Genomic DNA, 24510 nt, shown 5'->3' with positions numbered 1-24510 from the left:
TAAATGGATATTATTGAAAAAGTTCAGGCTGTTGCCGACCGCTATGAAGAATTAAGCGAACTATTAGCTGATCCTGAAGTTCTAGGAGATTCACAACGTTATCAAGAGCTTTCTAAAGAAGAAGGCGAAATCCGTGAAACTGTGGAAAAGTATCGTGAATACCGAAAAACAGTTGATGCTATTGCTGAAAACGAAGAATTACAACGTGAAAAATTAGATCCAGAAATGGATAGTTTAGTTAAAGCTGAATTAGCTGAACTCCGTGAAACTAAAGCTACTTTAGAAGAAGAAATTAAAATTTTAATGTTACCAACTGACCCCAATGATGATAAAAATATCATCATGGAAATTCATGGAGCAGCTGGTGGGGATGAAGCTAGTTTATTTGCTGCTGACCTATACAACATGTATACGCGTTATGCTGAAACCCAAGGATGGAAAGTAGAAGTTGTGGATGAAAATGCTACTGACGTTGGTGGTTTCAAGGAAATCGTATTAATGATTTCTGGTAACAAAGTTTATTCTAAATTGAAGTATGAAAATGGTGCACATCGAGTTCAACGGGTTCCAGTTACTGAATCGGCAGGACGAGTACATACATCTACATCAACCGTAGGAGTAATGCCTGAAGCGGAAGATGTTGATATTGAAATCGATCAAAAAGATATTCGTACGGATGTTTATCGCTCATCTGGTGCTGGTGGACAGCATATTAATAAGACTTCTTCAGCGGTTCGAATGACCCACTTACCAACTGGTATCGTAGTTGCGATGCAAGATGAACGTTCGCAACAACAAAATCGTGAAAAGGCAATGCGCATTTTAAAGGCTCGGGTCTATGACTATTACCAAACGCAAGAAGAAGATGCATATAATGCAGAACGTAAAAGCGCTGTTGGTACCGGAGATCGTTCCGAACGTATAAGAACTTACAACTTCCCTCAAAATCGGGTTACCGATCATCGGATTGGTCTTACTTTGAACAAGTTAGATCGAGTTATGAATGGTGAATTAGATGATATCATCGATGCTCTTATTCTCGATGATCAAGCCAAGAAAGTGGAACAACTTCGTAATGAATAATATTCCAACTTATTTTGAAGCCCTGAGATGGGCTTCTTTGTTTATCCGAAAAAACCAAGGAGACGAGAATGCTCCAGAATTGATCTTGATGGATACAATGGAGTGGTCAAGAACCGAATTAATCATGCATTACCGTGAAAAACTTTTTCCCGAACAGTGGGAGAAGTTTCAAACCGCTGTGAAAAGAGTTGCCAAGGGAGAGCCTGTGCAATACGTAACGAATAAGGCTACTTTTTTTGGACGTGAATTTTACGTTGACAAACGGGTGTTAATTCCACGGGTTGAAACGGAAGAGTTAGTCGAAACGATTCTAACTAAAACTAAGCGCAGTCGACAGAGACTTCGAGTTTTAGATATTGGGACGGGGAGTGGTGATATAGCGATTACGCTTAAATTGGAGCGTCCAGAATGGTTAGTCACGGCGGTCGATATCTCTAAAGATGCTTTAACAGTGGCTCAACGGAATGCTGAAAGTCATGAAGCTATCGTTGATTTTAGGCTAGGGTCATTGTTTGAACCTGTCCAAGGGGAACGTTTTGATTTAATTATCAGCAATCCGCCCTATATTGCGGATAATGAAAAGCATGAAATGGATCAATCAGTGATTGACTTTGAGCCTCATCAAGCCTTATTTGCTGACGACCACGGATTATTTTGGTATAAAAGAATTGCAGATCAATTGGATCAATATTTAGTCGAACACGGAGAATTGGGTTGCGAAATTGGTTATCGTCAAGGTACGGACCTAAAAAAGTATTTCTTAGAAAAGAAGTATATTGACCAAGCGGAAGTTATAAAAGATCTTAGTCAACACGATCGAATTCTTTGGGTTAAAAAGAAATAGGTGATAAAAATGAGTAAATTATTTAGTTCTGATGAAATACAAGTAGCGGCTCAAGCCATCAAAGCTGGTGAATTAGTATCTTTCCCAACCGAAACCGTTTATGGACTGGGTGCGGATGCAACTAATCCAGAGGCAGTAAAAAAAGTTTATGCTGCTAAAGGCCGTCCTTCGGATAATCCGCTAATTGTCCATGTTGCGGACCAAACAGAAGTTGCAAAGTTTGCTAATATTGACGACAAAAGCAAAAAATTAATGGATCAATTTTGGCCAGGACCACTAACCATTATCTTACCAATTAAAAAGGGAGCTTTAAATTCGATTGTTACAGGTGGATTAGATACAGCTGCTTTTCGTAATCCGGCTACTCAAGTAACAATTGATTTAATTCGTGCAGCTGGAGTTCCATTGGTGGGCCCATCCGCTAATACATCAGGAAAACCTAGCCCCACTAAACCGGAGCATGTGTTGCATGATTTGGACGGAAAAATTGCTGGAGTTCTAGATGATGGGGAAACTACCATCGGTGTTGAATCAACGGTTTTAGATATGTCAAGTACAACGCCAAGTATCTTGCGGCCAGGGGCCATTACAGAACAAGCATTGGCACCCTTAATAGGTGAGGTCCAGACCGACCATCATAAAGTCGGAAAAGATGAAGTTCCTAAGGCGCCTGGAATGAAATACAAACACTATGCTCCGAATGCCCAAGTATACATAGTGTCTGATCAGGATTGGGACGGTGTCGTAGCTTGGCTCCAAAAGCATACTGATCAAACTATTGGAATTATGGCCACAAATGAAATTTTCGAGACCAAAAAATTAGGAGAATTCGACCAAGTTCGATACATTTCCTTAGGGGTAGATTCTAAGACGGCTAGTCGAGAACTATTCGATGGATTACGAACCTTTGATGCTGATTCAGCAATAAAAACCATTTTTGCTCAAGGATTTGATAGAATAGGGATTGGCGAGGCATACATGAATCGTCTCCAAAAATCTGCAGGTAACACATACTTTAGTGACATCGATTAGGGGGAATTGGTCAATGAATTATACAAAACAAGATCCAGAATTATGGTCAGCAATTGAACGTGAAGAAAAGCGTCAGCAACATAATATTGAATTAATTGCTTCGGAAAATATTGTATCTGATAGCGTACGCAAGGCCCAAGGTAGTGTACTTACTAATAAGTATGCCGAAGGTTATCCTGGCAAACGTTACTATGGTGGGTGTGAATTTATTGACCAAGTTGAACAATTAGCAATTGATCGGGCAAAAGCCATCTTTAATGCGGAATATGTAAATGTTCAACCCCATTCTGGTTCCCAAGCGAATGCTGCGGCTTATGCCGCGTTTATTAAACCTGGGGATAAAATTTTAGGGATGGACCTTAATGCTGGTGGACATTTAACACACGGTGCTAAAGTAAGCTTTAGTGGAACTTTTTATCAATCAGTGAGTTATGGGGTTGATCCTCAAACTGAAAAATTAGATTACGATGAAATTCGTCGTATTGCTTTAAAAGAACAGCCACAAATTATTGTTGCGGGAGCTTCGGCCTATAGTCGATTTATTGATTGGAATAAATTCCGCGAAATTGCTGATGAAGTCGGGGCTTATCTGATGGTAGATATGGCCCATATTGCTGGTCTGGTAGCAGCTGGTCTGCATCCTTCACCAGTTGGCATTGCTGATGTGGTTACAACTACGACACATAAGACCCTCCGAGGTCCCCGTGGTGGCATGATTCTTTCGCAGGAAAAATATGCCAAGCAACTTAATTTTGCGGTATTTCCTCAAAATCAAGGTGGTCCATTAGAACATGTTATTGCTGCGAAGGCCGTTGCCTTTGGTGAAGCATTGCAACCAGAATTTAAGACTTATCAAAAACAAGTTTTAAAAAATGCGAAAGCAATGGCTGAAGTCTTTGAAAATGATACGATTTTGCACGTAGTAACAGGGGGGACCGATAATCATCTGATGACAGTAGATTTAACTGGGACCCAATTAAATGGTAAGGAAGTACAGAATCTGTTAGATGGCGTCTTCATTACTACTAATAAAGAAGCTATTCCAGAAGAAAAATTAAGCCCATTTAAAACCTCAGGAATTCGAATTGGAACGCCAGCTATTACGACACGAGGATTTAAAGAAGACGACTGTCGTGAAGTTGCTAATTTGATAATTCGAGCAATCAAAAATGCGGATAATGAAACAGTTCTAGAAGAAATTAAGCGAGATGTGTTCAAACTAACTGAAAAGTACCCTATTGATTAAATTAGTCCTAGTTTTTTTATGTTTTTTTAGCTACAATTGATAAGGAATTTGAAAGGAGCGAGTTTAGTCATGGGTAAGTTTGAGGTTCTCGATCATCCGTTAATTCAACATAAGTTAACTTTGATTAGAGATAAACACTGTAGTACAAAAGAATTTAGAGAAATCGTCAATGAAATCTCAACATTAATGGCATATGAAGTATCACGAGATATGCCACTGATGGATGTTGAAATTGAAACACCAATTGGTAAATCAATTCAAAAACAGATTTCAGGTAAAAAAGTGGCGATTGTTCCAATTCTACGTGCTGGTTTAGGTATGGTTGATGGAATGGCCGAGTTATTACCAGTTGCTCGTATTGGTCACATCGGAATGTATCGTGACGAAGAAACATTAAAGCCAACTGAATACTTTGTAAAATTACCAAGTGATATCAGTGAACGTCAAGTATTCGTTGTTGATCCAATGCTTGCTACTGGTGGATCAGCCATTATGGCTGTGGATGCATTGAAAAAACGTGGTGCTAAAGACATCCGTTTCTGTAGCTTAGTAGCTGCTCCTGAAGGGGTTAAAGCATTACAAGAAGCTCATCCAGACATCGATATTTACACAGCTGCTCTAGATGAAAAGCTTAATGAAGATGGTTACATCGTCCCAGGATTAGGGGATGCTGGTGATCGCTTATTCGGTACAAAATAAATCTTTAAAAAGAAGGCCATTGGCCTTCTTTTTTTGTATGTTATTAGTATTAAAACGAACTAAGCTTTATTATTAGTAATATAGTAAAAATTCGGGGGAATCAGCATGGCTTATATCGAAGTAAAAAACGAGTCAAAAGTGTACCAAATGGGTGAAACAAAAATTTTTGCTAATCGAGATGTTAATTTTGAAGTTGAAGAAGGTAAAGTAACGGTGATTTTAGGGCCTAGTGGCGCAGGAAAATCAACCGTATTAAATATGTTAGGTGGTATGGATAGCCCTACTAGTGGTCAAATTATGATTGATAATATGGATATTGCGACATTTAACGATCGCCAATTAACTAATTATCGACGCCATGATGTAGGATTCGTATTTCAGTTTTATAATTTAATTCCAAATCTATCCACATTGGAAAATGTTGAATTAGCTACTTCCTTAGTTAAGGATGGACAAGCGCCCGAGGAAGTTTTAAAAGCAGTTGGATTACAAGAAAGAATGGATAATTTTCCTTCCCAGCTTTCTGGTGGTGAACAGCAGCGTCTAGCTATTGCTCGTGCGTTGGCTAAGAATCCTAAGTTACTTTTATGTGATGAACCGACGGGAGCTTTGGATTATCAAACAGGAAAACAAGTTTTGCAATTATTAAGTGATGCTAGTCGTAAATTTCATAAAACGGTAATCATTATTACTCACAACTCTGAAATTGCTCAAATGGCTGATCGGGTAATTCAGATTAACGACGCCCGAGTGCGAGCGGTAAAAGATAATGCTAATCCAGTTCCAGTTAAAGACATTGTTTGGTAGGGTGAGCTAATGAATAAACTATTAATGCGAGATATTAGGGGATCGTTAGGACGATTTACCGCAATCGTCCTAATTATTATGTTAGGTGTACTATTATTTGTTGGAGTGAAAGCAACTGGGCCTGCTTTGAACCATTCCATGCAATCAGAGGTCGTTAAACATCATTTGAGCGATGTGCAGGTATTTTCGGATAAGGGATTTACCCGAAAGGATATCAAAGCTGTAGAGCGCGTTCAAGGAGCTAAAGCGGAGAGTATTAAATTTAAATATGTGATTGGTGGAAAAACACGTGATGCGATTGCACTATACGGTTTGAAAGATCCAGCTAGACAAAATCAAGTTATTTTAAAAAGTGGACGTCTGCCCCAAAAAAATAATGAAATTTTATTAGATAAACAAGCGCAAATTAAGGATGGGTATCGAATTGGTGACCAGTTTACTTTTGCAAAATCAGCTAATCTTAAAGTCAATAGATATAAAATTGTGGGTTTTGCTGATTCACCCCTGTACATCGACGATTCTACTAGAGGATCAGCCAATGTTGGTAGTGGTCAAGTTCAGTATTTCGCTTATATTAAAGACCAAGCAATCAATTTGCCTGTCGCAACAGCGATAAATATTAGTTTTGCTAAGCTTCAACATCAAGATGTTTTCTCAGGAAAGTATCAAGGAACTATCAAAGCTAAAGTAAAACTTTTGCAGAAACAATTGGATAAACGAAAAAACGAGCGAAGGAATGAAATTGTTGCAAAACCTTTAAATCAGCTTAATAGAGCTCAGGAGAAATTAAATCAAGCTAAGCAAAAAATAGTTCAAGCTAAAGCACAATTGAAAAAGCAATCTGGAGGAAAGGTAACCACTACTTCAGAGCTTGATAAACAAGAGCAACAATTAGCGGAAACGCAAGTTAATTTGAAACGGCAGCGAAAAAAGGTTGAAAAGATAAAAGTTCCAAGTTACACATGGCAAACTCGTGAAGATTTACCTGGATTCACTGGCTATGGAGATAGTTCTGACCGGATCGCCGCAATTGCGAATGTCTTTCCAGTGTTCTTTTTTCTGTTAGCTGCGTTAATTACCTTCACTACTATTACTCGGATGGTAGAAGAGGCCCGTGGACAAATTGGAACATTGAAAGCTTTAGGATTTTCTAGGAGTGCGATTGCCTACGAATATACCATGTATGCTTTTTTGGCTGGAATTTTAGGAGTAATCGTGGGTTCATTTTTAGGTAACCAATTATTGCCACGTTTTGTCGTATCAATGTATACAAAGTATGTAATTGGTCAACCGGTCATTGAATATGATTGGGCTTCAATTGCAATTGCTGTGGTTTTGGCAATGATTGCCACAGTTGGAGCGGCCTTATTGGTAGTAATCAAGGAAACAAAAGCAGTTCCAGCCGAGTTACTACGGCCTAAATCTCCAAAGAAAGCTAAGAAAATTTTGCTAGAAAATATTAGTTTTATTTGGAAACGGCTAAATTTTAATCAGAAAATTAGTTATCGTAACCTATTTAGATTTAAGCTGAGAGGCTTAATGACGATTTTGGGGATCGCGGGTGGAACAGCTCTTATTTTGACAGGGTTCGGCATTGCCAACTCCATTTCAGCAACTGGAGATCTTCAATTTAATCAAATTATTAAATATGATGCTGTAGTTCAAGCTAAAAAAGCCAACCAATTAGAATCGGTTCGGCAGACAATTGCTAGGGGAAAGAATTATCAGCAAAGTCTTGCGACCCATACGGAAACTTTTAAAGCAACTAAGCACGGTAAAACCGTGGATGATATCAATATGGACATTCCTCAAAATAAGCACCAATTTGAAAAATTTGTAACTTTAAGGGACTATCAAAACCAATATCCGTTGCATTTGCAAAAGCAGGGGGTAATTATTTCAGAAAAACTTGCCACTGCCTTAAAAGTTAGAAAAGGAAGTACAATTTCTATAGAAAATGAAAAGCAAACTAAAAAAGAAGTTAAGGTGATTGGTGTAACCCAGAATTATGTTGGAAACTTTATGTATGGATCTACTTCTTTTTATAGGAAAACTATGAAAAAAGAACCTACGATGCAAACTTTAATGGTTCAATTACATCAAACTTCTAAAAAGAATCAACAAAAATTAAGCAAGCAATGGATTGAAGCTAATGCTGATATTTTAGGTGTGAGTTTTGTGAGGGATCAAGCTGCAGCAGTTACAAGCATGTCTAAGCAATTAGGACCGGTTGTTTTGATTTTTATTCTCCTATCTGGAGTGTTATCTTTCATTGTTTTATATAACTTGAACAATATTAATATTTCAGAACGTTTGCGAGAATTGTCAACAATTAAAGTACTCGGGTTCTTTGATTCAGAAGTTACAATGTATATTGCTAGGGAAAGTATTATTTTAGCTTTGATTGGAATACTAGCTGGTTTTGGATTAGGAAATATTTTGACAAGTTATGTTATCAAACAAGCTGAGACTAGCATCGTCGTCTTTCCACTAACAATTAAACCAATGGGATACGTGGTAGCAACTGTATTAATGGTCATTTTTAATTTAATAGTTGTTTATATTACGCATCGTCGACTAAGGCAAGTTGATATGGTTGAAGCATTGAAATCAAATGAATAGTTAAGAATTTCAGAGATAAATAAATTTTATTTCTGAAATTCTTTTTGATTTTAAGTAGATAAATTGAACAAATTTCAATTTTTGAAGAACGAACAGGAAGAATATCATAGAAATAAAGCGATTATTCTTTTGTCTTTTGTCCAAAATGGTGGTATCATTTCAAATGTATTTTCAGACGGAAAATACTGTCTTTTGTTCAAGTTTATGACTTAGATTATTGTCAATTTTTGGCTTTGGTTTAGGTACACTTAGGTAGAAAAGAGGTGATATTCTGTGAGTGGTGAATCAATTTCAACTTTTCAGTTTCTTGGTTTGACATTTAATACGACTAACTTAATTTCAGGTTTAGTAAGTGCACTAATTGTTTTTTGTGTAGTGTTTGCTTTATCTCGTAATTTGAAGTTAAAGCCGACTGGTAAGCAAAATATTTTGGAGTGGATCGTTGATTTTACCAATGGTATCCTCCTCGATTCAGTGGATGAAGAGGAAGAAAAGAATTTTGGTCTATATGCTTTCACATTATTCCTATTTATTTTTGTTTCTAACCAAATCGGTCTATTCCTGCAAATCGCATGGAATGATGTTTCGTATCTAAGAAGCCCAACAGCTGATCCGATTGTCACTTTAACATTGTCGTTGATCACAATGATGTTAGCGCACTATTCAGGTGTTGCAAAATTTGGCTTTAAAAAATATTTTGAAAAAACATATTTATCGCCATTTAAAGTTTGGTTACCGATTGGTGTTTTTACAGAATTCATTGATTTCTTGACCCTTGGGCTACGTATCTACGGTGTTATTTTTGCCGGCGAAATGCTTCTTAAGATGATCGGAGGAATTGCATTCTCGGGTGGCATCGTCAATATGATTGTCGCCATCCCACTTGCCTTGATTTGGCAAGGATTTTCCGTATTTTTGGGAAGTATTCAGGCGTTCGTGTTTGTAACACTAACATCCGTTTACATTTCTCATAAGGTCGAAGACGAATAATAATATATTTTTAGGTAGGAGGAACAACTATTATGGGTGCTATTGCAGCTGGAATTGCTATGTTTGGAGCCGCTATTGGTGGTGGTATCGGTGACGGTATCGTTGTCGCAAAAATGCTTGAAGGAATGGCTCGTCAACCTGAATTATCAGGACAATTAAGAACAACAATGTTTATCGGTGTTGGTTTGGTTGAAGCTATGCCTATCCTTGCCTTCGTTATTTCACTTCTTGTAATGAATAAGTAGGCATGATAAATTAAACAATTTATCGGAGAAGGAGGTGTCAATAGATGTTTTCGCACATTATAGTAGGGGCGGCACATGGAAGTACTTTGTACGTTGGTGATATGTTGTTTTATGCCATCTTGTTTATTGTATTAATGGCTTTAATTGCAAAATTTGCGTGGGGTCCAGTTAATGCAATGTTGAAGGAACGTGCTGATCGTATCTCTAACGACATTGACTCAGCTGAACAGTCTCGAATCGAGGCTGAAAAGCTTGCTAAACAACGTAAAGAAGCATTAGATAATTCTCATGCTGAAGCTACTTCTATCATTAACAATGCTAAAGATAGTGGTGCAAAAGAACGAGAATTGATTATTGGAAATGCTCAAAATGAAGCTAAGTCTCTAAAGGACAAGGCTAAACAAGATATTGAACAAGAACGTGCTGACGCACTTAAAAGTGCACAAGACGATATTGCGTCATTATCTATTGAGATTGCTTCCAAAGTTATCAAAAAAGAACTTGATGAAAACAGTCAAAAGGATTTGATTGATTCATACATCGAAGGTTTGGGTGATAGCAAATGAGTTTAGATAAAACAACAATTGCTAAGCGTTATTCAAAAGCCCTCTTTGAAATTGTTTCTGAAAAAGGACAACGCGATGAAACACGTGCTGAACTAAATCAGATTCAACAAGTTTTTAATGATAATGAAGGATTAGGCAAAATTTTAACTGACAAAGGTTTGGAGCAAAATCAAAAGCTTGAAATTCTCAATATTCTGACTAAAGATGCTTCAAATTACGTTGGAAATCTCATCAAAATGACTTTTGATTATGGTCGTATGGACTATTTGACAGCGATTATTGATGAGTTTAACAACTTGTGTGACGCTGATGAAAAAATCGTTCGAGCAAAAGTTGTTTCTGCTATCCCATTAAGTGATCAACAACTTGATAAAATGGCAGAACAATTCGCTAAACGTTTAAAAGTTAGTGAAGTTGTCTTAGATAGTGAAGTTGATGATTCAATCATCGGTGGAGCTATCATCAAAACAGATAGTTTGATCTACGATGGTAGTATTCAGACTCAAATTAATCAAATTAGACAGCGCCTAATAGGTTAGCTCGATATTTGTAAAGAGGTGAAACTTTTATGAGCATTAAGGCTGAGGAAATCAGTGCTCTAATCAAACAGCAATTAGAAAACTACCAAGCTGAGCTTAATGTCGAAGAAACTGGTACCGTTACATATGTTGGTGATGGTATTGCTCGTGCTCATGGCTTAAATAATGCTCTTTCTGGTGAACTTCTAGAATTCTCTAACGGTGTTTTCGGTATGGTTCAAAACCTTGAATCAAACGATGTTGGTATTGTTATCATGGGTAACTATGATGGTATCCACGAAGGAGACGTAGTTAAGAGAACTGGTCGTATCATGGAAGTTCCAGTTGGAGATGCCTTAATTGGTCGAGTTGTTAACCCATTGGGTGAACCACTTGATGGCAAGGGAGCAATCCAAACCACCAAAACCCGTCCGGTAGAAAATAAGGCACCTGGTGTTATGCAACGTAAATCAGTTGAACAACCACTTCAAACAGGTATTAAAGCTATCGATGCTTTAGTTCCAATTGGTCGTGGACAACGTGAATTGATTATCGGTGACCGTAAGACAGGTAAGACTACAATCGCTATCGATACAATCTTGAATCAAAAAGATCAAGATATGATTTGTATCTATGTTGCAATCGGACAAAAGGAATCAACTGTTCGTACACAAGTAGAAACATTGAGACGTTACGGTGCGATGGACTATACAATCGTTGTTAGTGCTGGTCCTTCTGAACCAGCTCCAATGTTATATCTTGCTCCTTATGCCGGAGCAGCAATGGGTGAAGAATTCATGTACAACGGCAAACATGTTTTGATCGTATACGATGATCTATCAAAACAAGCTGATGCTTACCGTGAACTCTCATTAATTCTTCGCCGTCCGCCTGGGCGTGAAGCTTACCCTGGTGATATCTTCTATACTCACTCACGTTTGCTTGAACGTGCAGCTAAGTTGAGTGATGATTTGGGTGGAGGTTCAATGACTGCTTTGCCTTTCGTTGAAACTAAAGCTGGGGATGTTTCAGCTTATATCCCAACTAACGTTATTTCAATCACTGATGGACAAGTGTTCCTTGATGGTGATTACTTTAACTCAGGAACTCGTCCAGCTATTGATGCTGGTACTTCTGTTTCTCGTGTTGGTGGGGATGCCCAGATTAAGGCGATGAAGAAGGTTGCCGGAACTCTTCGTTTGGATTTAGCTTCATATCGTGAATTGGAATCATTTGCTCAATTTGGTTCAGATTTGGATAAAGCTACTCAAGCTAAGTTGGCTCGTGGTCGTCGGACTGTTGAAGTTCTAAAACAACCACTTCATCAACCACTTTCCGTTGAAAACCAAGTTATGATTCTTTATGCATTAACTCATGGTTTCTTGGACAATGTTCCTGTCGATGATATTCAACGTTTCCAAGATGAACTCTTTGACTATATTGCAAGTAACAATAAGGAGCTCACAGACGAAATCCGTGAAACTAAGCAACTTCCTGATACGGACAAGATGGATGCAGCAATTAAATCATTTGCTGAACATTTTCAACCTACAAAGGAAGCTAAATAAGGATATCAGCTAACGAGAGGAAAAGTGGTGAGAATTAATGGCAATATCTGAACAAGATGTAAAGCGTCGAATTGATTCGACTAAGAAAACTAGTCAAATTACGACTGCTATGCAAATGGTTTCAACTGCTAAGTTAAGCCAAATTCAGAGACATACAGTTGGATATCAAGTGTATGCACAAAAAGTTGAGAGTATTGTTGCTCACCTTGCTAAATCACATTTAATGAGCGCCAGTGTAGCTGGTAAGGCTAAGTCTGACCAAGCTATCTCGGCTGCTGATTTACTAGCACAACGTCCTGTCAAGAAGACTGGATATTTAATTATCACTTCTGATCGTGGCTTAGTTGGTTCATACAACAGCAGTGTGATTAAGCAAACAAACGATTTTATGCAAAAGCATGGGCATACTGAAGGCGATGCCGTTATTCTCGCGGTAGGTGGCACTGGTTCTGATTTCTATCGAAATCGTAATCATGAAGTTGCTTACGAATACCGCGGTGTTAGCGACGTTCCAACTTTCAATGAAATTCGTGAAATTGTTAAAACTGTTACTAAAATGTACACAGAAGAAAAATTTGATGAATTATACGTATGCTACAACCACTTTGTAAATAGACTTTCAAATAGTTTCCGAGTAACTAAATTACTTCCAATTGGTGGAGATGATTTGGCTAATAACGAAGCTCATGAACAAGTTACTGCTGAGTATGACACTGAACCATCACCAGAAGCATTATTGCAGGAAATTCTTCCTCAATATGCTGAAAGTTTGGTTTATGGTGCTATCTTAGATGCAAAGACTGCAGAACATGCTGCTAGTTCATCAGCGATGCGCTCAGCATCTGATAATGCTAGTGATTTGATTGCAGATTTAGAGCTACAGTATAATCGTGCTAGACAAAGTGCTATTACGACTGAAATCACCGAAATTACTGGTGGTCAAGCTGCACTTGAATAATATTAACGAGAGGAATTAAACGATATGAGTACTGGTAAAGTTGTTCAAGTTATCGGACCAGTTATCGACGTTGAATTTCCCCTTGACGAAGAATTACCAACTATCAATAACGCTTTGAAGATTAAAAAGGCGGATGGTACTGTCCTAGTTTCTGAAGTAACGCTTGAATTAGGTGATGGTGTTGTAAGAACCATCGCTATGGATGGAACAGATGGACTACAACGTGGTCTTGATGTTGAAGATACTGGAGATTCTATTAAAGTACCCGTTGGTAAAGAAACACTTGGTCGTGTTTTCAACGTCTTGGGTGACACTATCGATGGCGGCAAAGAACTTGGCCCCGATATAAAACGCGATCCAATCCATCGTGATCCACCAGATTATGATGAATTGAATCCAAGTACAGAAGTTCTTGAAACAGGTATCAAGGTTATTGACTTACTTGCCCCATATATTCGTGGTGGTAAGATTGGTCTTTTCGGAGGTGCCGGGGTTGGTAAAACCGTTTTGATTCAAGAATTAATTCATAATATTGCACAAGAACATAATGGTATCTCAGTTTTTACTGGTGTTGGTGAAAGAACACGTGAAGGTAATGACTTATACTTCGAAATGAAGGGATCCGGAGTTCTTGAACGTACGGCCATGGTATATGGTCAAATGAACGAGCCGCCTGGGGCTCGTATGCGAGTTGCTCTTACTGGTTTGACGATTGCGGAACATTTCCGTGATGTTGAAGGGCAAGATGTGTTGTTATTTATTGATAACATTTTCCGTTTCACGCAAGCTGGTTCAGAAGTTTCGGCCTTACTTGGTCGTATTCCTTCAGCCGTTGGTTACCAACCAACACTTGCTACAGAAATGGGACAACTTCAAGAACGTATTACATCAACAAAGAAGGGTTCAGTAACATCAATCCAAGCAGTTTATGTTCCTGCTGATGATTATACTGATCCTGCTCCTGCTACAACATTTGCTCATTTGGATGCAACTACTAACTTGGAACGTGCATTGACTCAACAAGGTATTTACCCTGCTGTGGATCCTCTTGCATCTACTTCAACTGCGCTTGACCCACAAATTGTTGGTGAAGAACATTATGAAGTAGCTACAGAGGTACAACATGTTCTCCAACGTTATAAGGAATTGCAAGATATCATCTCTATCCTTGGTATGGATGAATTATCTGATGAAGAAAAGACCGTCGTTGCTCGTGCACGTCGTATCCAACTCTTCTTATCTCAAGACTTCAGTGTTGCTGCTCAATTTACTGGCCTTCCAGGTCACTATGTAAAGATTGAAGACACAATTTCTGGATTCAAGGGTATCCTTGATGGTAAGTATGATGATCTTCCTGAAGAAGCATTCCGTTTGGTTGGATCAATTGATGATGTAGTTGAAAAGGCTAAAAAAATAAGTGCTACAGAAGATTAGGAGGGATCTAATTGGCTGAAAATTCAGTATTAACAGTTAGTATTGTTACTCCTGATGGTCAAGTCTATGATGATGACCAAGTTACCATGTTGGTAGTTAATACCAAAGAAGGTGAATTAGGTATCTTGCCTAATCACGTTCCTGTAATTGCTGCTCTTGCGATTGATGAAGTGCGGGTAAAACACAGTCAAGAGGAAGACGTTATTGCAGTAAATGGTGGATTTGTTGAATTTTCTGAGAATACTGCAACTATTGTTGCGGATACCGCTGAAAATCAATCTGATATCGACGTAGCTCGTGCTGAAAGTGCTAAGAAACGTGCTGAAGCAACGATTCGTAAAGCGCAACAAGCACACGACAATAGTGAATTACGGCGCGCTCAAATTTCACTTCGTCGGGCTATTAACCGAATTAATGTATCAAAACATTAATTTAGTTATTGGTCATAAAAAACGCTCAATTTTGAGCGTTTTTTTTGTGTTTAAAAATGATAAATTTAGCTTAGTTTCTGGTACAATAATACATGTATGAAATTTTGGAGGAAAATTATGTTAGGAATTCAATCTGTAATAACTTTAATTTGTTATCTATTTTTCATCCTGATTTCCTTTTGGAGTATTCAGGCTATTCCATTTCATAAATTTATGGGAAGATATGAGAATCAAGCACGGGTTTTAATCGTATTGCTGTCTGTGGTTATTGGATATACGGTAAGTAGTTTTTTCTTAAATTTAATTACAACGATTGAAAATTTAACATTTTTAGTCAAATAGGGGATTAAACCTAAATGAAGCAAATTTTGTTACTGATTATTCGTGGGTATCAAAAATTTATCTCGCCAATGTTTCCGCCATCTTGTCGATATTATCCAACTTGTTCTAATTATAGCCTCCAAGCCATCAAACGATTTGGTGCCATAAAAGGCGGCTTGATGGGGGTTGCAAGAATTTTAAGGTGTCATCCATTTGTGCGAGGCGGATACGATCCAGTGCCAGATAATTTTTCTTTAAAACGCAATCAAAAAAATAGTAAACCAAGAAATTAGGAGTTAAAATGTCTAGAAGAGAGAAAAAGTTCGAAATCGAAATTAAAGAAGTTAAAGAAAATGATTCAGTTATCAATGAGGTTTATATCAACAGACAGTTAGTTGGTCAAATTTCTCAAGTAAATGATAAGAATTTTACAGCTTCTAACCAAAGTGGAGAAATGCGTGTAAAATCTATGGATGAAGGAATTCAATGGATTGTAGCTGAATTTAACCTACATTCTCTATAGAAAGGAGCTACCTCGATGGAAAGAATGAATTCTAGGGTTGCTCGAAAGGATGATAGTTCCCGGATTGACTATGGAATTATTTTTCCAGTGCTAATGCTAGCAATTATCGGGCTGGCGTCCATCTACGTAGCTGCGACACATGATACTAGTGCTACAAGCATCTTACGACAGGTTGTTTCTCAGTTAGTTTGGTACGTATTGGGTATCGTAATTGTCACTGTCATAATGCAATTTGATTCGAAACAATTGTGGAAACTAGCACCAATTGTGTATGGAATTGGACTACTTTTGTTAGTTCTAGTCTTATTTCTATACAGTCGAGCCTACGCGGCTAATACGGGAGCAAAGAGCTGGTTTGCTCTAGGACCCTTTACCTTCCAGCCCTCTGAAGTAATGAAACCAGCTTATATTTTGATGATGGCAAAAGTTATTACGGTTTACAACTCAAAAGTAAAAGAGCGCACAGTCCGCAGTGATTGGAAGCTTATCGGAACAATGATTTTATGGACTTTACCAGTGCCTATCTTGTTATTGTTGCAACATGACTTTGGCACGATGTTAGTGTTTATTGCTATTTTTGCTGGATTAGTCGTGGTTTCGGGAGTTACTTGGCGAATTTTGGTACCGTCTTTTGTTGGAATGGTGGTATTAGGAAGTTCAACCTTGATGCTGGTCGCTACAAGTTGGGGACAATCGTTTTTGAGTAAGTTAGGTTTTGAATCTTATCAATTTGCTCGAATCGATAATTGGTTGCATCCTGCTTCGGATACTACTAATTCAGGTTATCAATTATGGCAAAGTATGAAAGCTATCGGTTCTGGGCAATTATTTGGAAAAGGTTTCAACGTTTCGAACGTTAACGTTCCGGTTCGAGAATCTGATATGATTTTTTCGGTTATTGGAGAAAATTTTGGATTTGTCGGTAGTGTAGTATTAATTGGACTATACTTTTTATTAATTTATAAAATTATCCAAGTCATTTTTGATACTAAAAATGAATTTTATGCGTATATAGCAGTGGGAGTTATCATGATGATTCTATTCCATGTATTTGAAAATATTGGAATGAACATCGGGCTTTTACCACTAACTGGAATTCCGCTACCGTTTGTTAGTGCAGGAGGTTCGGCATTGATCGGAAATATGATTGGCGTGGGGTTAATCATGTCGATGAGGTACCATTATTATTCTTATAGTAAAACAGGATTAGAACAAAAAGCTGATTTCTAAAAAACTAGTGATACAAATTAGGTATCCTAGTTTTTTTATTTTAGTGTTGACAGCTAAACTGATGGCATGTATACTTTAGCCTATTAACAAAGTATTAGAGAAAGATGAGTAAACAGATTTATCTACGCTTAGAGAGTTTCCGGTTGGTGGAAGGAAATCGAGGTAATCGTTGAAGATGGTCTTTCAATTTATTCAGCGGATTTGTGAGCATTTAGTTAGCAAATCATGGGAGCGCCCATTACAGCGCACGGGTTGATTGACCCGCAGAGTTCGTTGACCGTAAGGCAACGAAAAAACAAGGTGGTAACACGACAGACTTTCGTCCTTGAATATAGCTTTAGCTATATTCGGGCGAAAGTTTTTTTGTTTAAAAGGGGGATTAGAATTGATTGAATTTAAGGACGTTTCAAAAACTTTTGAAACCAAAGAAGGAACAGTCCACGCAATTAAGGATGTTAATTTAAAAATTGATAGTGGAAAAATATACGGCATTATCGGATATTCTGGTGCTGGTAAAACGACTTTAATTCGAATGTTAAATGGTCTTGAGAAGCCGACAACTGGGAGTGTTAATATCAATGGAGTAGCAATCAATCAATTGTCAGCTAAAGATTTACGCGTCCAACGCCATAAAATTGGAATGATATTCCAACATTTTAATTTATTATGGTCAAGAACCGTAAAAGAAAATGTTATGTTTCCATTAGAAATTGCTGGAGTTGCTAAAGTTGAACGTGAAAAGAAGGCTTTAGAGTTAATCGATTTGGTTGGTTTAGAAGGAAAGGAAGATATGTATCCAGCTTCCCTATCCGGAGGGCAAAAGCAACGAGTGGGTGTTGCTCGAGCATTGGCAAATGATCCAGAAATTCTTCTCTCTGATGAAGCCACTAGTGCTTTAGATCCAGAAACAACCGATGAGGTACTAGATTTATTACTTGATATTAAGAAACGTCTGAATATCACCATTGTATTGATTACCCACGAAATGCATGTCATTCGTAAAATTTGTGATAATGTAGCCGTTTTAGACGGCGGTAAGATTATTGAAGAGGGAGAAGTACTGAATGTCTTCAAAAATCCTCAACAACCGTTAACACAACGTTTTGTTTCCGCAGAATCTGATCCAAGTCATCAAGAAACAGAAATTGTTTTAGATGAGTTATTAAATAAATATCCCAATAGTAGAATCGTTCGGCTAACTTTCCATGGGGATCAGGCTAAATTACCGATCGTTTCGGAAATGGTACATGAATTTCCCAAAGTTGATTTAAATATCGTTGCAGGTAATATTAAGCAAACTCAAGAGGGTTCTATTGGGACATTATATTTACAATTAACAGGACCTGAACCACAAGTAGCTGGGTCGGTTAATTTCTTAAAGAAATTACGGGTAGAAACGGAGGTTATCGCAGATGGGAAGTAGTTCTTATTTTGATTTTAGTTCAGTTGATTGGACTGAAATGGGGAGTGCAACTTGGGAGACGATTTGGGTAACGCTTGTGTCTGTTTTATTTACAGCAATTATTGGCTGCTTGATAGGTCTCTTACTCTTTGAAACCAAAGATAGCAAGAGTAAAGGAATTCAGGTAGTTAATTGGTTAGTTTCGTTATTTGTTAATGTATTCCGATCAATTCCTTATATTATTTTAATCGTTGTTTTGATTCCTTTTACTAATACGTTAGTCCACACCATTGTAGGTCCAGTAGCAGCTTTACCTTCTCTAATTCTTTCTGCGGCTCCTTTTTTTGGACGAATTGTAGAAATGTCGTTTAGAGAAATTGATCAAGGCGTTCTAGAAGCAGCAGAAGCGATGGGCGCAAGCCATTGGACAATTATCTTTAAAGTTTTGTTACCTGAAAGTTTACCCGCGCTGGTATCAGGCTTGACTGTTACAGCAATTTCGTTAGTAGGATATACAGCAATGGCTGGAGCCATCGGTGCGGGAGGCTTAGGCGCCTTAGCGTATAACAATGGTTTCTTGCAATATAATGGAACAATCATTCTGGTGGCAACGATTCTAATTGTATTATTTGTTTTTGTTCTTCAATGGATTGGTGATTTATTAGTTAAAATTATTGATAAAAGGGTTGTTTAATCAAGGAGGAAATTTTTATGAAAAAGAGTAGAGTTTTAACCGCATTAACAATTGCAGCAACTGCAGTAGTTTTGGCAGCTTGTGGAAGTACCGCTAAAAAAACAACGACGGTTACCATTGGGGCTTCACCTACCCCTCATGCAGAAATCTTAAAGCATATTCAACCTGAACTAAAAAAGGAAGGGGTAAATCTTAAAATTAAACAATTCCAAGATTATGTTTTACCTAACAAGGCATTAGCTTCTAAAGATATCGATGCTAACTACTTCCAACACACTCCTTTCTTAAAGGAATGGAACGCCAAGAACAAAGGAAATTTGATTAGCGCAGGTTCAATTCACCTGGAACCGATTGCAGTTTATTCAAAGAAGTATAAATCACTAAAAGATCTACCTAAAAATGCGACGGTACTAGTAAGCAATAATGTAGCAGATTATGGACGGGTGCTTGAAATCTTTAAAGATGCTGGGTTAATTACTCTCAAGAAGGGTACGGATACCACGAATGCTAACTTTAAGGATATTGCCACTAATAAGAAGAATATTAAATTTAAGACGGGGTACGAACCTAAATTGATGCCTCAACTCTACAATAATAAACAAGGTGACGCGGAAGTAATTAATTCTAATTATGCAGTTCAGGCTAAATTAAGTCCCGCCAAAGATGCGATTGCAGTTGAAAAATCATCGTCTCCATATAGCAACATTGTAGCAATTAGACCAGATGAAAAGAACAATAAAGCCCTTAAGAAAGTGATTAAGGCGCTTAAGTCAAAATCAACTCAAAGTTGGATTAAAAAACACTTTAAAGGTTCTGTAGAGCCGGTTGAATAACTTCTAAAATCTGTAATAACACTGAATGTTATTACAGATTTTTTGTTGGTCTGACGGGGTTAAACATGTCAATTTAATTGACTTTTTGCACGATAACCCATATAGTTAGTTACATGACTAATTAAGTTTATAATGAAGGAATTAATAAAATTTGAAGGTGGATGTTATGCAATTTAATTTTAATAGCAGCGAACCAATCTATCTCCAAGTCGCCCAACAGATTGAAGATGCAATCTTTACCGGCGGTTTTAAAGAGGGAGAACAGATCCCTTCCACTACTGAAATATCAAAAGAATTTCACATAAATCCTGCAACAGTTTTAAAAGGAATGAATCAACTGGTTTCACGAAAGCTTTTAGAAAAACATCGTGGAGTAGGGATGTTCGTGGCTGAGGGGGCAAGTAATCAAATTACTTTGAATCGCCAGCAAAATTTCTATAATAAGTATGTAATAGGGGTAGTTAAGGAAGCAGTTCGCCTTAATATTAATGAGGAAGATTTAAAAAAATTAATTGAACAGGGGTATAAATCTATATGAAGGGGATCGAAGTAAAGCAGGTAACCAAGTCATTCGATAAAAAAATGATTTTAAATGGAATTGGGATGACAATTGAGCCTAATAAAATTTATGGTTTGTTAGGTCGAAATGGGGCTGGAAAAAGTACTTTACTAAGCTTATTAGTAAACCGAATTGCTCCGGATACGGGAGAAATTCGGTTAGATAATAAAGTTATTCGTGATAATGATGAACAACTCTCTAAGATGTTTTTGATGAGTGAAGTGGATCTTTATCCTAAAAACCTTAAAGTTAAGGATGTTTTCAAGTGGACCAAGAGCTTTTACGGGGGCTTTGATGAAGAACTCGCACAAGATTTATGTGAGAAGTTTGGATTACAAACTAATATTATTTTTAATAAGTTATCAACCGGTTACCGTACTATTATGAAGTTAATCGTTGCATTGGCGGTTCCGGTGGAATATGTTTTCTTAGATGAACCTATTCTAGGTTTAGATGCCGGTCATCGAGAAATTTTCTATAATGCCTTAGTTGAGACATATGCGGAAAATCCTCGTACTTTTGTTATTTCAACCCATCTAATTGAAGAGATTGCTAATTTAATTGAGCATGTCTTAGTAATCGATCATGGTCGTTTAATTGTGGATGATGAAACCGAAAAAGTGCTAGGTGAAGCTTACGTAGTTAGCGGACCTGAGGACAAGGTGGATGAATATACCCAAGGATTGAACGTTATTGGGAGCGATAAATTGGCTCGAATCAAAGCTAGTTATGTTTTTGGTTCATTAGATAATAAACCAATTTCGGACTTAATTAACATTGATCAAATGGATTTACAAACCTTATTTGTCAATTTAACAAATGGAGGTAATGAGAATGAATAAAGTAGCTAGCGTAATCAAGTACGATTTAAGTTATTTTGTCCGCTTGATTTTAATTGTTTACCTGTGGCTAATTGGTTTGCTGGTAGGAATTCCAGTGCTATTACATTTAGTAGCTAGTGGTACCGAAGGGATGGTCATTGCCATCTTAAATGATTTATCTCTACTAACAACGGCAGCCTTGTTTGTTAACGTAGCCTTACTATTTTATTTTGGCTTTTTAACGTACGAGCGTTTTTCTTTCTTAATTCAAAATGGAATTTCGCGAAGAACGGGTTGGTATGCAAAGGTTATATCGATATTAATTGTAGCGTTAATCGGTAATATTTATAGTTTTATTACCGGATTGTTTGCATTAAACGGGGGAAGTGGGTATAAGTCAGTACCTTATTTAGAATTATATGGTCATTTCTTTAAATCATTGCCATTAGATTTAGTTTCAATGTTTATTGTTAACTATATTATGTTGGTTATGCTAGCCGTCTTTGGTATCATTGCGGGAGCCGTCTTTGCGCTATTAACACGGAAAAATCAAAAAATTGTGGCAATATCAATCCCTATTTTAGGAATCCTGTTATTGGCGATATTGGAAAGAATAGTTATACGACAATCGCATATATTAGACCCGTTAGTAGCATTCTTAAAATTTGCTATGGGTTATTCTAAAACTTTAGGTTACTTTAACCCAATCATTCCAGCGACAGGTATGGTAATATTGATTGTATTATCTTTGATAATCTCAAGATGGTTAAATACATTATTACGTACTAAACGAGGAGAATGACTTTTATATGGATCAGACAAGCAATAGAACATTAAAGAAAGAAGTCCTAGAACTCTATCGGGGAAACTGGATAACAGCAATTAAAATTAACATTATACCAATTGTTTGCTCCATTTTTAGTGGATTTATAATTGCTAGTTTGATTGGAATAATTTTATATTTTTTTAGTCAGATTGATAGCAGCGCACTAGGTACAATGGGAAATTACAGTCAAAATTCAGGGACCCCTTATTCAGGCAGGACGACTGCTCAACAATTTTTCTTTCAAGCAATCGTAGTATTTTTTACAGTGGGAATTCAATACGGAATTTTAGATTGGTTACGACACCGAAATCAGCGTCTTTCATGGGGGACAGCCTTCCAAACCTTTAGCAGAAAGTATTTTACATCAACTCTAGCTATTTTTATTTTTCAATTTATTTTCCGCTTCTTATGGTCCTTCTTGCTCATTATTCCGGGTTGGATCAAATATTATTCGTATTCACAAGCCTATTTTCTTTATAAAGAAGCCACTGATCGGAAGATAAGTGATCGTTTTGAATTTGTTAATTTCATTACTTTTAGTCGACGACTCATGGATGGCAATAAGGCAAGATTACTGGGATTACAAATTTCATTAATTGGATGGTACATTTTAAGCATCATTACGTTTGGAATAGGATTTATTTGGTACGTTCCCTATCGCAACGGGCTTTATGCCGTATTTTATAAAAATTTAGTTGAACAGCGTGGTCAACAAATTCTTCCAGAAATATTTGGATGACAAAAACGCATCTAAACTTAGTTAAAAGCTAAGTTTAGATGCGTTTTTTAATCTGTAGTATGTCTTGCTCCGTAGAAAGTGTAAACAATAATTCCAATGATAAACCAAACTAGTGAGTATAATTTAGCTTGGGCGTCTAGTCCCCAGAAAACTGCCAGAGAGCCTAAGAAAGCCAAGGCAGGAAGAACAGGGTAGAGCGGCATTTTGAAGCTTGGAATAGCAATATCTTTACCTTCACGAGGTCGCAGGACATAGATCCCTAACGATACAAACATAAAGGCGATTAAGGTCCCAGCTGAGATTAATTGCGCTAAGAAAGCAAAAGGAAACATGGAACCAATAATAATGCCGATAATTGTTAAAAGGCTTAATGCATGGTTAGGAAGACCTTTTGGATTTACTTGACCTAACCATTTAGGTAGCATACCATCACGTCCAAATGAGTATAGCAGACGAGAACCAGCCATCATCATGCCAATTAATGCTGTAAACATCCCAATTACGGCAATTGCTTGAATCACACCAGCAATTACTCCGTGACCAGCGTGTCGTAAGGCCCAACCGACAGGTTCAGCATTATTAGCGTAATTCGTGTAATGAAACATTCCAACTAGCACTAGCGAAACTGCAATAAAAAGGATAACAGCAATTATTAACGATCCTAAAATACCGCGAGGCATAGTTTTTTCAGGGTTTTTAGCTTCTCCGGCATTAGCAGCAATTGAATCAAAACCAATATAGGAAAGAAAAATCATTGAAATTCCCGAATAGATACCTTTCCATCCACCAAAGGAAGTTCCGTCTGGGTTGGTATGATATTTAGGGATAAATGGTAGGTAGTTTTGAATATGGATAGCTGAAAGTCCCACAATAATAAATACTAAAATAGCAACAACCTTTAAAACAACGAGTGCATTTTCGATGCGAGCGGCTCCTGTAGTTCCATGAGCTAAAAGTAACGCTACCGCAATAACGACGATCAACGCAGTAATATCAATGATTCCACCATTAGTACCTAGAGGATTTGCAAGCTGTTTGGGAATTTGGATTCCAATTGAGGAAAGCAGTCCCCTAAAGTTAGCTGAAAGTCCGGAGGCCACGAAGGCTACGGCGATGAAATATTCCGCTAACAAAGCCCAGCCGGCTACCCAACCAAACCCTTTACCTAAGATTACGTTAATCCAAGAGTATGCAGATCCAGCAAATGGCATAGCGGAAGCCATTTCGGCATAAGCAAAGGCTACTAGGCCGGCAACTACAGCTGCTGCTAAGAATGAAAGTACGACGGCTGGACCAGCATGTTGAGCTGCAACCACACCAGGAAGTGTGAAGATGGAGGTGGAAACGATCGTCCCAACCCCAAGAGCTAAAAAGTCTTTGACTACTAGGGTACGAGTCAAATGAGAATCTTTATCTTCATAAATAGCAGGATTTTCTTTTTTAATAAAATTTTTGATGAAATTATGCAATAATTTAACCTCCTTAAATAGTAGTATAGACTATCATATCATATTCTATC

27 protein-coding genes and 1 other annotated feature are annotated in these 24510 nt (G+C 37.5%); of the genes, 26 read left to right on the top strand and 1 reads right to left on the bottom strand.

Features of this window, described 5'->3' with window-relative positions; genetic code table 11:
* The first annotated feature begins 3 nt into the window (after window positions 1-3).
* The 26 genes from prfA to HFC68_RS05340 all read left to right on the top strand — a co-directional run bounded on the left by prfA (window position 4) and on the right by HFC68_RS05340 (window position 22991).
* Window positions 4-1083, top strand: coding sequence for a peptide chain release factor 1 (gene prfA / locus HFC68_RS05465; protein ID WP_002833674.1), 1080 nt, complete (start codon window positions 4-6; stop codon window positions 1081-1083).
* The gene (prmC, locus tag HFC68_RS05460; RefSeq protein ID WP_167399717.1) at window positions 1076-1927 is read left to right on the top strand and encodes a peptide chain release factor N(5)-glutamine methyltransferase; all 852 of its coding nucleotides are present in this window, start codon (window positions 1076-1078) and stop codon (window positions 1925-1927) included. The genes prfA and prmC overlap by 8 nt, the downstream gene beginning before the upstream one ends.
* Window positions 1928-1936: 9 nt before the next feature.
* Window positions 1937-2959, top strand: a complete 1023-nt coding sequence (locus HFC68_RS05455; RefSeq protein WP_002833676.1) for an L-threonylcarbamoyladenylate synthase — start codon at window positions 1937-1939, stop codon at window positions 2957-2959.
* Between the two features lie 13 nt (window positions 2960-2972).
* A complete protein-coding gene (gene glyA / locus HFC68_RS05450; protein WP_011673613.1) occupies window positions 2973-4205 on the top strand; it encodes a serine hydroxymethyltransferase in 1233 nt (410 codons plus the stop codon).
* Window positions 4206-4274: 69 nt separating this feature from the next.
* Window positions 4275-4904: a uracil phosphoribosyltransferase gene (gene upp, locus HFC68_RS05445; protein WP_002833678.1), complete on the top strand. Its 630-nt coding sequence runs from the start codon at window positions 4275-4277 to the stop codon at window positions 4902-4904.
* 105 nt (window positions 4905-5009) lie between these two features.
* Complete coding sequence (locus tag HFC68_RS05440) at window positions 5010-5711, top strand: ABC transporter ATP-binding protein (RefSeq protein WP_002833679.1); 702 nt, start codon at window positions 5010-5012, stop codon at window positions 5709-5711.
* 9 nt (window positions 5712-5720) lie between these two features.
* Window positions 5721-8333: an ABC transporter permease gene (locus tag HFC68_RS05435; protein WP_011673612.1), complete on the top strand. Its 2613-nt coding sequence runs from the start codon at window positions 5721-5723 to the stop codon at window positions 8331-8333.
* A 273-nt stretch (window positions 8334-8606) separates the two neighbouring features.
* Entirely contained in the window at window positions 8607-9323 is a 717-nt protein-coding gene (gene atpB, locus HFC68_RS05430) for a F0F1 ATP synthase subunit A (protein ID WP_167399716.1), read from the top strand.
* A 32-nt stretch (window positions 9324-9355) separates the two neighbouring features.
* Complete coding sequence (gene atpE / locus HFC68_RS05425) at window positions 9356-9568, top strand: F0F1 ATP synthase subunit C (RefSeq protein WP_002833682.1); 213 nt, start codon at window positions 9356-9358, stop codon at window positions 9566-9568.
* Between the two features lie 44 nt (window positions 9569-9612).
* Window positions 9613-10134, top strand: coding sequence for a F0F1 ATP synthase subunit B (gene atpF / locus HFC68_RS05420; RefSeq protein ID WP_002833683.1), 522 nt, complete (start codon window positions 9613-9615; stop codon window positions 10132-10134).
* Entirely contained in the window at window positions 10131-10673 is a 543-nt protein-coding gene (gene atpH / locus HFC68_RS05415) for an ATP synthase F1 subunit delta (protein WP_011673611.1), read from the top strand. The genes atpF and atpH overlap by 4 nt, the downstream gene beginning before the upstream one ends.
* A 29-nt stretch (window positions 10674-10702) precedes the next feature.
* A complete protein-coding gene (gene atpA, locus HFC68_RS05410; RefSeq protein ID WP_002833685.1) occupies window positions 10703-12220 on the top strand; it encodes a F0F1 ATP synthase subunit alpha in 1518 nt (505 codons plus the stop codon).
* A gap of 37 nt (window positions 12221-12257) precedes the next feature.
* Entirely contained in the window at window positions 12258-13178 is a 921-nt protein-coding gene (locus HFC68_RS05405) for a F0F1 ATP synthase subunit gamma (RefSeq protein ID WP_011673610.1), read from the top strand.
* A gap of 24 nt (window positions 13179-13202) precedes the next feature.
* Window positions 13203-14612, top strand: a complete 1410-nt coding sequence (gene atpD / locus HFC68_RS05400) for a F0F1 ATP synthase subunit beta (protein WP_002833687.1) — start codon at window positions 13203-13205, stop codon at window positions 14610-14612.
* An 11-nt stretch (window positions 14613-14623) separates the two neighbouring features.
* Window positions 14624-15043: a F0F1 ATP synthase subunit epsilon gene (locus HFC68_RS05395; protein WP_011673609.1), complete on the top strand. Its 420-nt coding sequence runs from the start codon at window positions 14624-14626 to the stop codon at window positions 15041-15043.
* Window positions 15044-15160: 117 nt separating this feature from the next.
* Window positions 15161-15385, top strand: a complete 225-nt coding sequence (locus HFC68_RS05390) for a DUF1146 family protein (RefSeq protein ID WP_011673608.1) — start codon at window positions 15161-15163, stop codon at window positions 15383-15385.
* A gap of 14 nt (window positions 15386-15399) precedes the next feature.
* Entirely contained in the window at window positions 15400-15657 is a 258-nt protein-coding gene (gene yidD, locus HFC68_RS05385) for a membrane protein insertion efficiency factor YidD (RefSeq protein ID WP_011673607.1), read from the top strand.
* Window positions 15658-15665: 8 nt separating this feature from the next.
* On the top strand, window positions 15666-15887 hold the full coding sequence (locus tag HFC68_RS05380) for a DUF2969 domain-containing protein (RefSeq protein WP_002833689.1): 222 nt from the start codon (window positions 15666-15668) through the stop codon (window positions 15885-15887).
* A 15-nt stretch (window positions 15888-15902) separates the two neighbouring features.
* On the top strand, window positions 15903-17117 hold the full coding sequence (locus tag HFC68_RS05375; protein ID WP_011673606.1) for an FtsW/RodA/SpoVE family cell cycle protein: 1215 nt from the start codon (window positions 15903-15905) through the stop codon (window positions 17115-17117).
* A gap of 87 nt (window positions 17118-17204) precedes the next feature.
* Window positions 17205-17447, top strand: a binding site (T-box leader).
* Between the two features lie 55 nt (window positions 17448-17502).
* On the top strand, window positions 17503-18540 hold the full coding sequence (locus HFC68_RS05370) for a methionine ABC transporter ATP-binding protein (protein WP_011673605.1): 1038 nt from the start codon (window positions 17503-17505) through the stop codon (window positions 18538-18540).
* Window positions 18530-19213: a methionine ABC transporter permease gene (locus HFC68_RS05365; protein WP_011673604.1), complete on the top strand. Its 684-nt coding sequence runs from the start codon at window positions 18530-18532 to the stop codon at window positions 19211-19213. The genes HFC68_RS05370 and HFC68_RS05365 overlap by 11 nt, the downstream gene beginning before the upstream one ends.
* A gap of 17 nt (window positions 19214-19230) precedes the next feature.
* Complete coding sequence (locus tag HFC68_RS05360; protein WP_011673603.1) at window positions 19231-20046, top strand: MetQ/NlpA family ABC transporter substrate-binding protein; 816 nt, start codon at window positions 19231-19233, stop codon at window positions 20044-20046.
* A gap of 166 nt (window positions 20047-20212) precedes the next feature.
* Window positions 20213-20584 carry a GntR family transcriptional regulator gene (locus HFC68_RS05355; protein WP_002833694.1) on the top strand — a complete coding sequence of 124 codons (372 nt, stop codon included), beginning with the start codon at window positions 20213-20215 and terminating at the stop codon, window positions 20582-20584.
* Entirely contained in the window at window positions 20581-21447 is an 867-nt protein-coding gene (locus HFC68_RS05350) for an ATP-binding cassette domain-containing protein (protein WP_002833695.1), read from the top strand. Before HFC68_RS05355 ends, HFC68_RS05350 begins: the two co-directional genes overlap by 4 nt.
* The gene (locus HFC68_RS05345; protein ID WP_011673602.1) at window positions 21440-22228 is read left to right on the top strand and encodes a hypothetical protein; all 789 of its coding nucleotides are present in this window, start codon (window positions 21440-21442) and stop codon (window positions 22226-22228) included. The genes HFC68_RS05350 and HFC68_RS05345 overlap by 8 nt, the downstream gene beginning before the upstream one ends.
* A 7-nt stretch (window positions 22229-22235) precedes the next feature.
* Window positions 22236-22991 carry a DUF975 family protein gene (locus HFC68_RS05340; protein WP_011673601.1) on the top strand — a complete coding sequence of 252 codons (756 nt, stop codon included), beginning with the start codon at window positions 22236-22238 and terminating at the stop codon, window positions 22989-22991.
* A gap of 47 nt (window positions 22992-23038) precedes the next feature.
* Here HFC68_RS05340 and HFC68_RS05335 read toward each other — a convergent pair whose 3' ends face one another.
* Complete coding sequence (locus HFC68_RS05335; RefSeq protein ID WP_002833698.1) at window positions 23039-24460, bottom strand: APC family permease; 1422 nt, start codon at window positions 24458-24460, stop codon at window positions 23039-23041.
* Window positions 24461-24510 lie beyond the last annotated feature (50 nt).

This window comes from Pediococcus sp. EKM201D, from assembly GCF_011800215.1.
Classification (GTDB): Bacteria; Bacillota; Bacilli; order Lactobacillales; family Lactobacillaceae; genus Pediococcus; species Pediococcus pentosaceus.
This window is presented reverse-complemented; position numbering and strand designations above follow the sequence as displayed.

Excerpts from the sequence above, each read along its gene's own strand:
- prfA (WP_002833674.1), top strand. The coding sequence starts at position 4 with ATGGATATTATTGAAAAAGTTCAGGCTGTTGCCGACCGCTATGAAGAA.
- prmC (WP_167399717.1), top strand. The coding sequence starts at position 1,076 with ATGAATAATATTCCAACTTATTTTGAAGCCCTGAGATGGGCTTCTTTG.
- HFC68_RS05455 (WP_002833676.1), top strand. The coding sequence starts at position 1,937 with ATGAGTAAATTATTTAGTTCTGATGAAATACAAGTAGCGGCTCAAGCC.
- glyA (WP_011673613.1), top strand. The coding sequence starts at position 2,973 with ATGAATTATACAAAACAAGATCCAGAATTATGGTCAGCAATTGAACGT.
- upp (WP_002833678.1), top strand. The coding sequence starts at position 4,275 with ATGGGTAAGTTTGAGGTTCTCGATCATCCGTTAATTCAACATAAGTTA.
- HFC68_RS05440 (WP_002833679.1), top strand. The coding sequence starts at position 5,010 with ATGGCTTATATCGAAGTAAAAAACGAGTCAAAAGTGTACCAAATGGGT.
- HFC68_RS05435 (WP_011673612.1), top strand. The coding sequence starts at position 5,721 with ATGAATAAACTATTAATGCGAGATATTAGGGGATCGTTAGGACGATTT.
- atpE (WP_002833682.1), top strand. The coding sequence starts at position 9,356 with ATGGGTGCTATTGCAGCTGGAATTGCTATGTTTGGAGCCGCTATTGGT.
- atpF (WP_002833683.1), top strand. The coding sequence starts at position 9,613 with ATGTTTTCGCACATTATAGTAGGGGCGGCACATGGAAGTACTTTGTAC.
- atpH (WP_011673611.1), top strand. The coding sequence starts at position 10,131 with ATGAGTTTAGATAAAACAACAATTGCTAAGCGTTATTCAAAAGCCCTC.
- atpA (WP_002833685.1), top strand. The coding sequence starts at position 10,703 with ATGAGCATTAAGGCTGAGGAAATCAGTGCTCTAATCAAACAGCAATTA.
- HFC68_RS05405 (WP_011673610.1), top strand. The coding sequence starts at position 12,258 with ATGGCAATATCTGAACAAGATGTAAAGCGTCGAATTGATTCGACTAAG.
- atpD (WP_002833687.1), top strand. The coding sequence starts at position 13,203 with ATGAGTACTGGTAAAGTTGTTCAAGTTATCGGACCAGTTATCGACGTT.
- HFC68_RS05390 (WP_011673608.1), top strand. The coding sequence starts at position 15,161 with ATGTTAGGAATTCAATCTGTAATAACTTTAATTTGTTATCTATTTTTC.
- yidD (WP_011673607.1), top strand. The coding sequence starts at position 15,400 with ATGAAGCAAATTTTGTTACTGATTATTCGTGGGTATCAAAAATTTATC.
- HFC68_RS05380 (WP_002833689.1), top strand. The coding sequence starts at position 15,666 with ATGTCTAGAAGAGAGAAAAAGTTCGAAATCGAAATTAAAGAAGTTAAA.
- HFC68_RS05375 (WP_011673606.1), top strand. The coding sequence starts at position 15,903 with ATGGAAAGAATGAATTCTAGGGTTGCTCGAAAGGATGATAGTTCCCGG.
- HFC68_RS05365 (WP_011673604.1), top strand. The coding sequence starts at position 18,530 with ATGGGAAGTAGTTCTTATTTTGATTTTAGTTCAGTTGATTGGACTGAA.
- HFC68_RS05360 (WP_011673603.1), top strand. The coding sequence starts at position 19,231 with ATGAAAAAGAGTAGAGTTTTAACCGCATTAACAATTGCAGCAACTGCA.
- HFC68_RS05355 (WP_002833694.1), top strand. The coding sequence starts at position 20,213 with ATGCAATTTAATTTTAATAGCAGCGAACCAATCTATCTCCAAGTCGCC.
- HFC68_RS05350 (WP_002833695.1), top strand. The coding sequence starts at position 20,581 with ATGAAGGGGATCGAAGTAAAGCAGGTAACCAAGTCATTCGATAAAAAA.
- HFC68_RS05345 (WP_011673602.1), top strand. The coding sequence starts at position 21,440 with ATGAATAAAGTAGCTAGCGTAATCAAGTACGATTTAAGTTATTTTGTC.
- HFC68_RS05340 (WP_011673601.1), top strand. The coding sequence starts at position 22,236 with ATGGATCAGACAAGCAATAGAACATTAAAGAAAGAAGTCCTAGAACTC.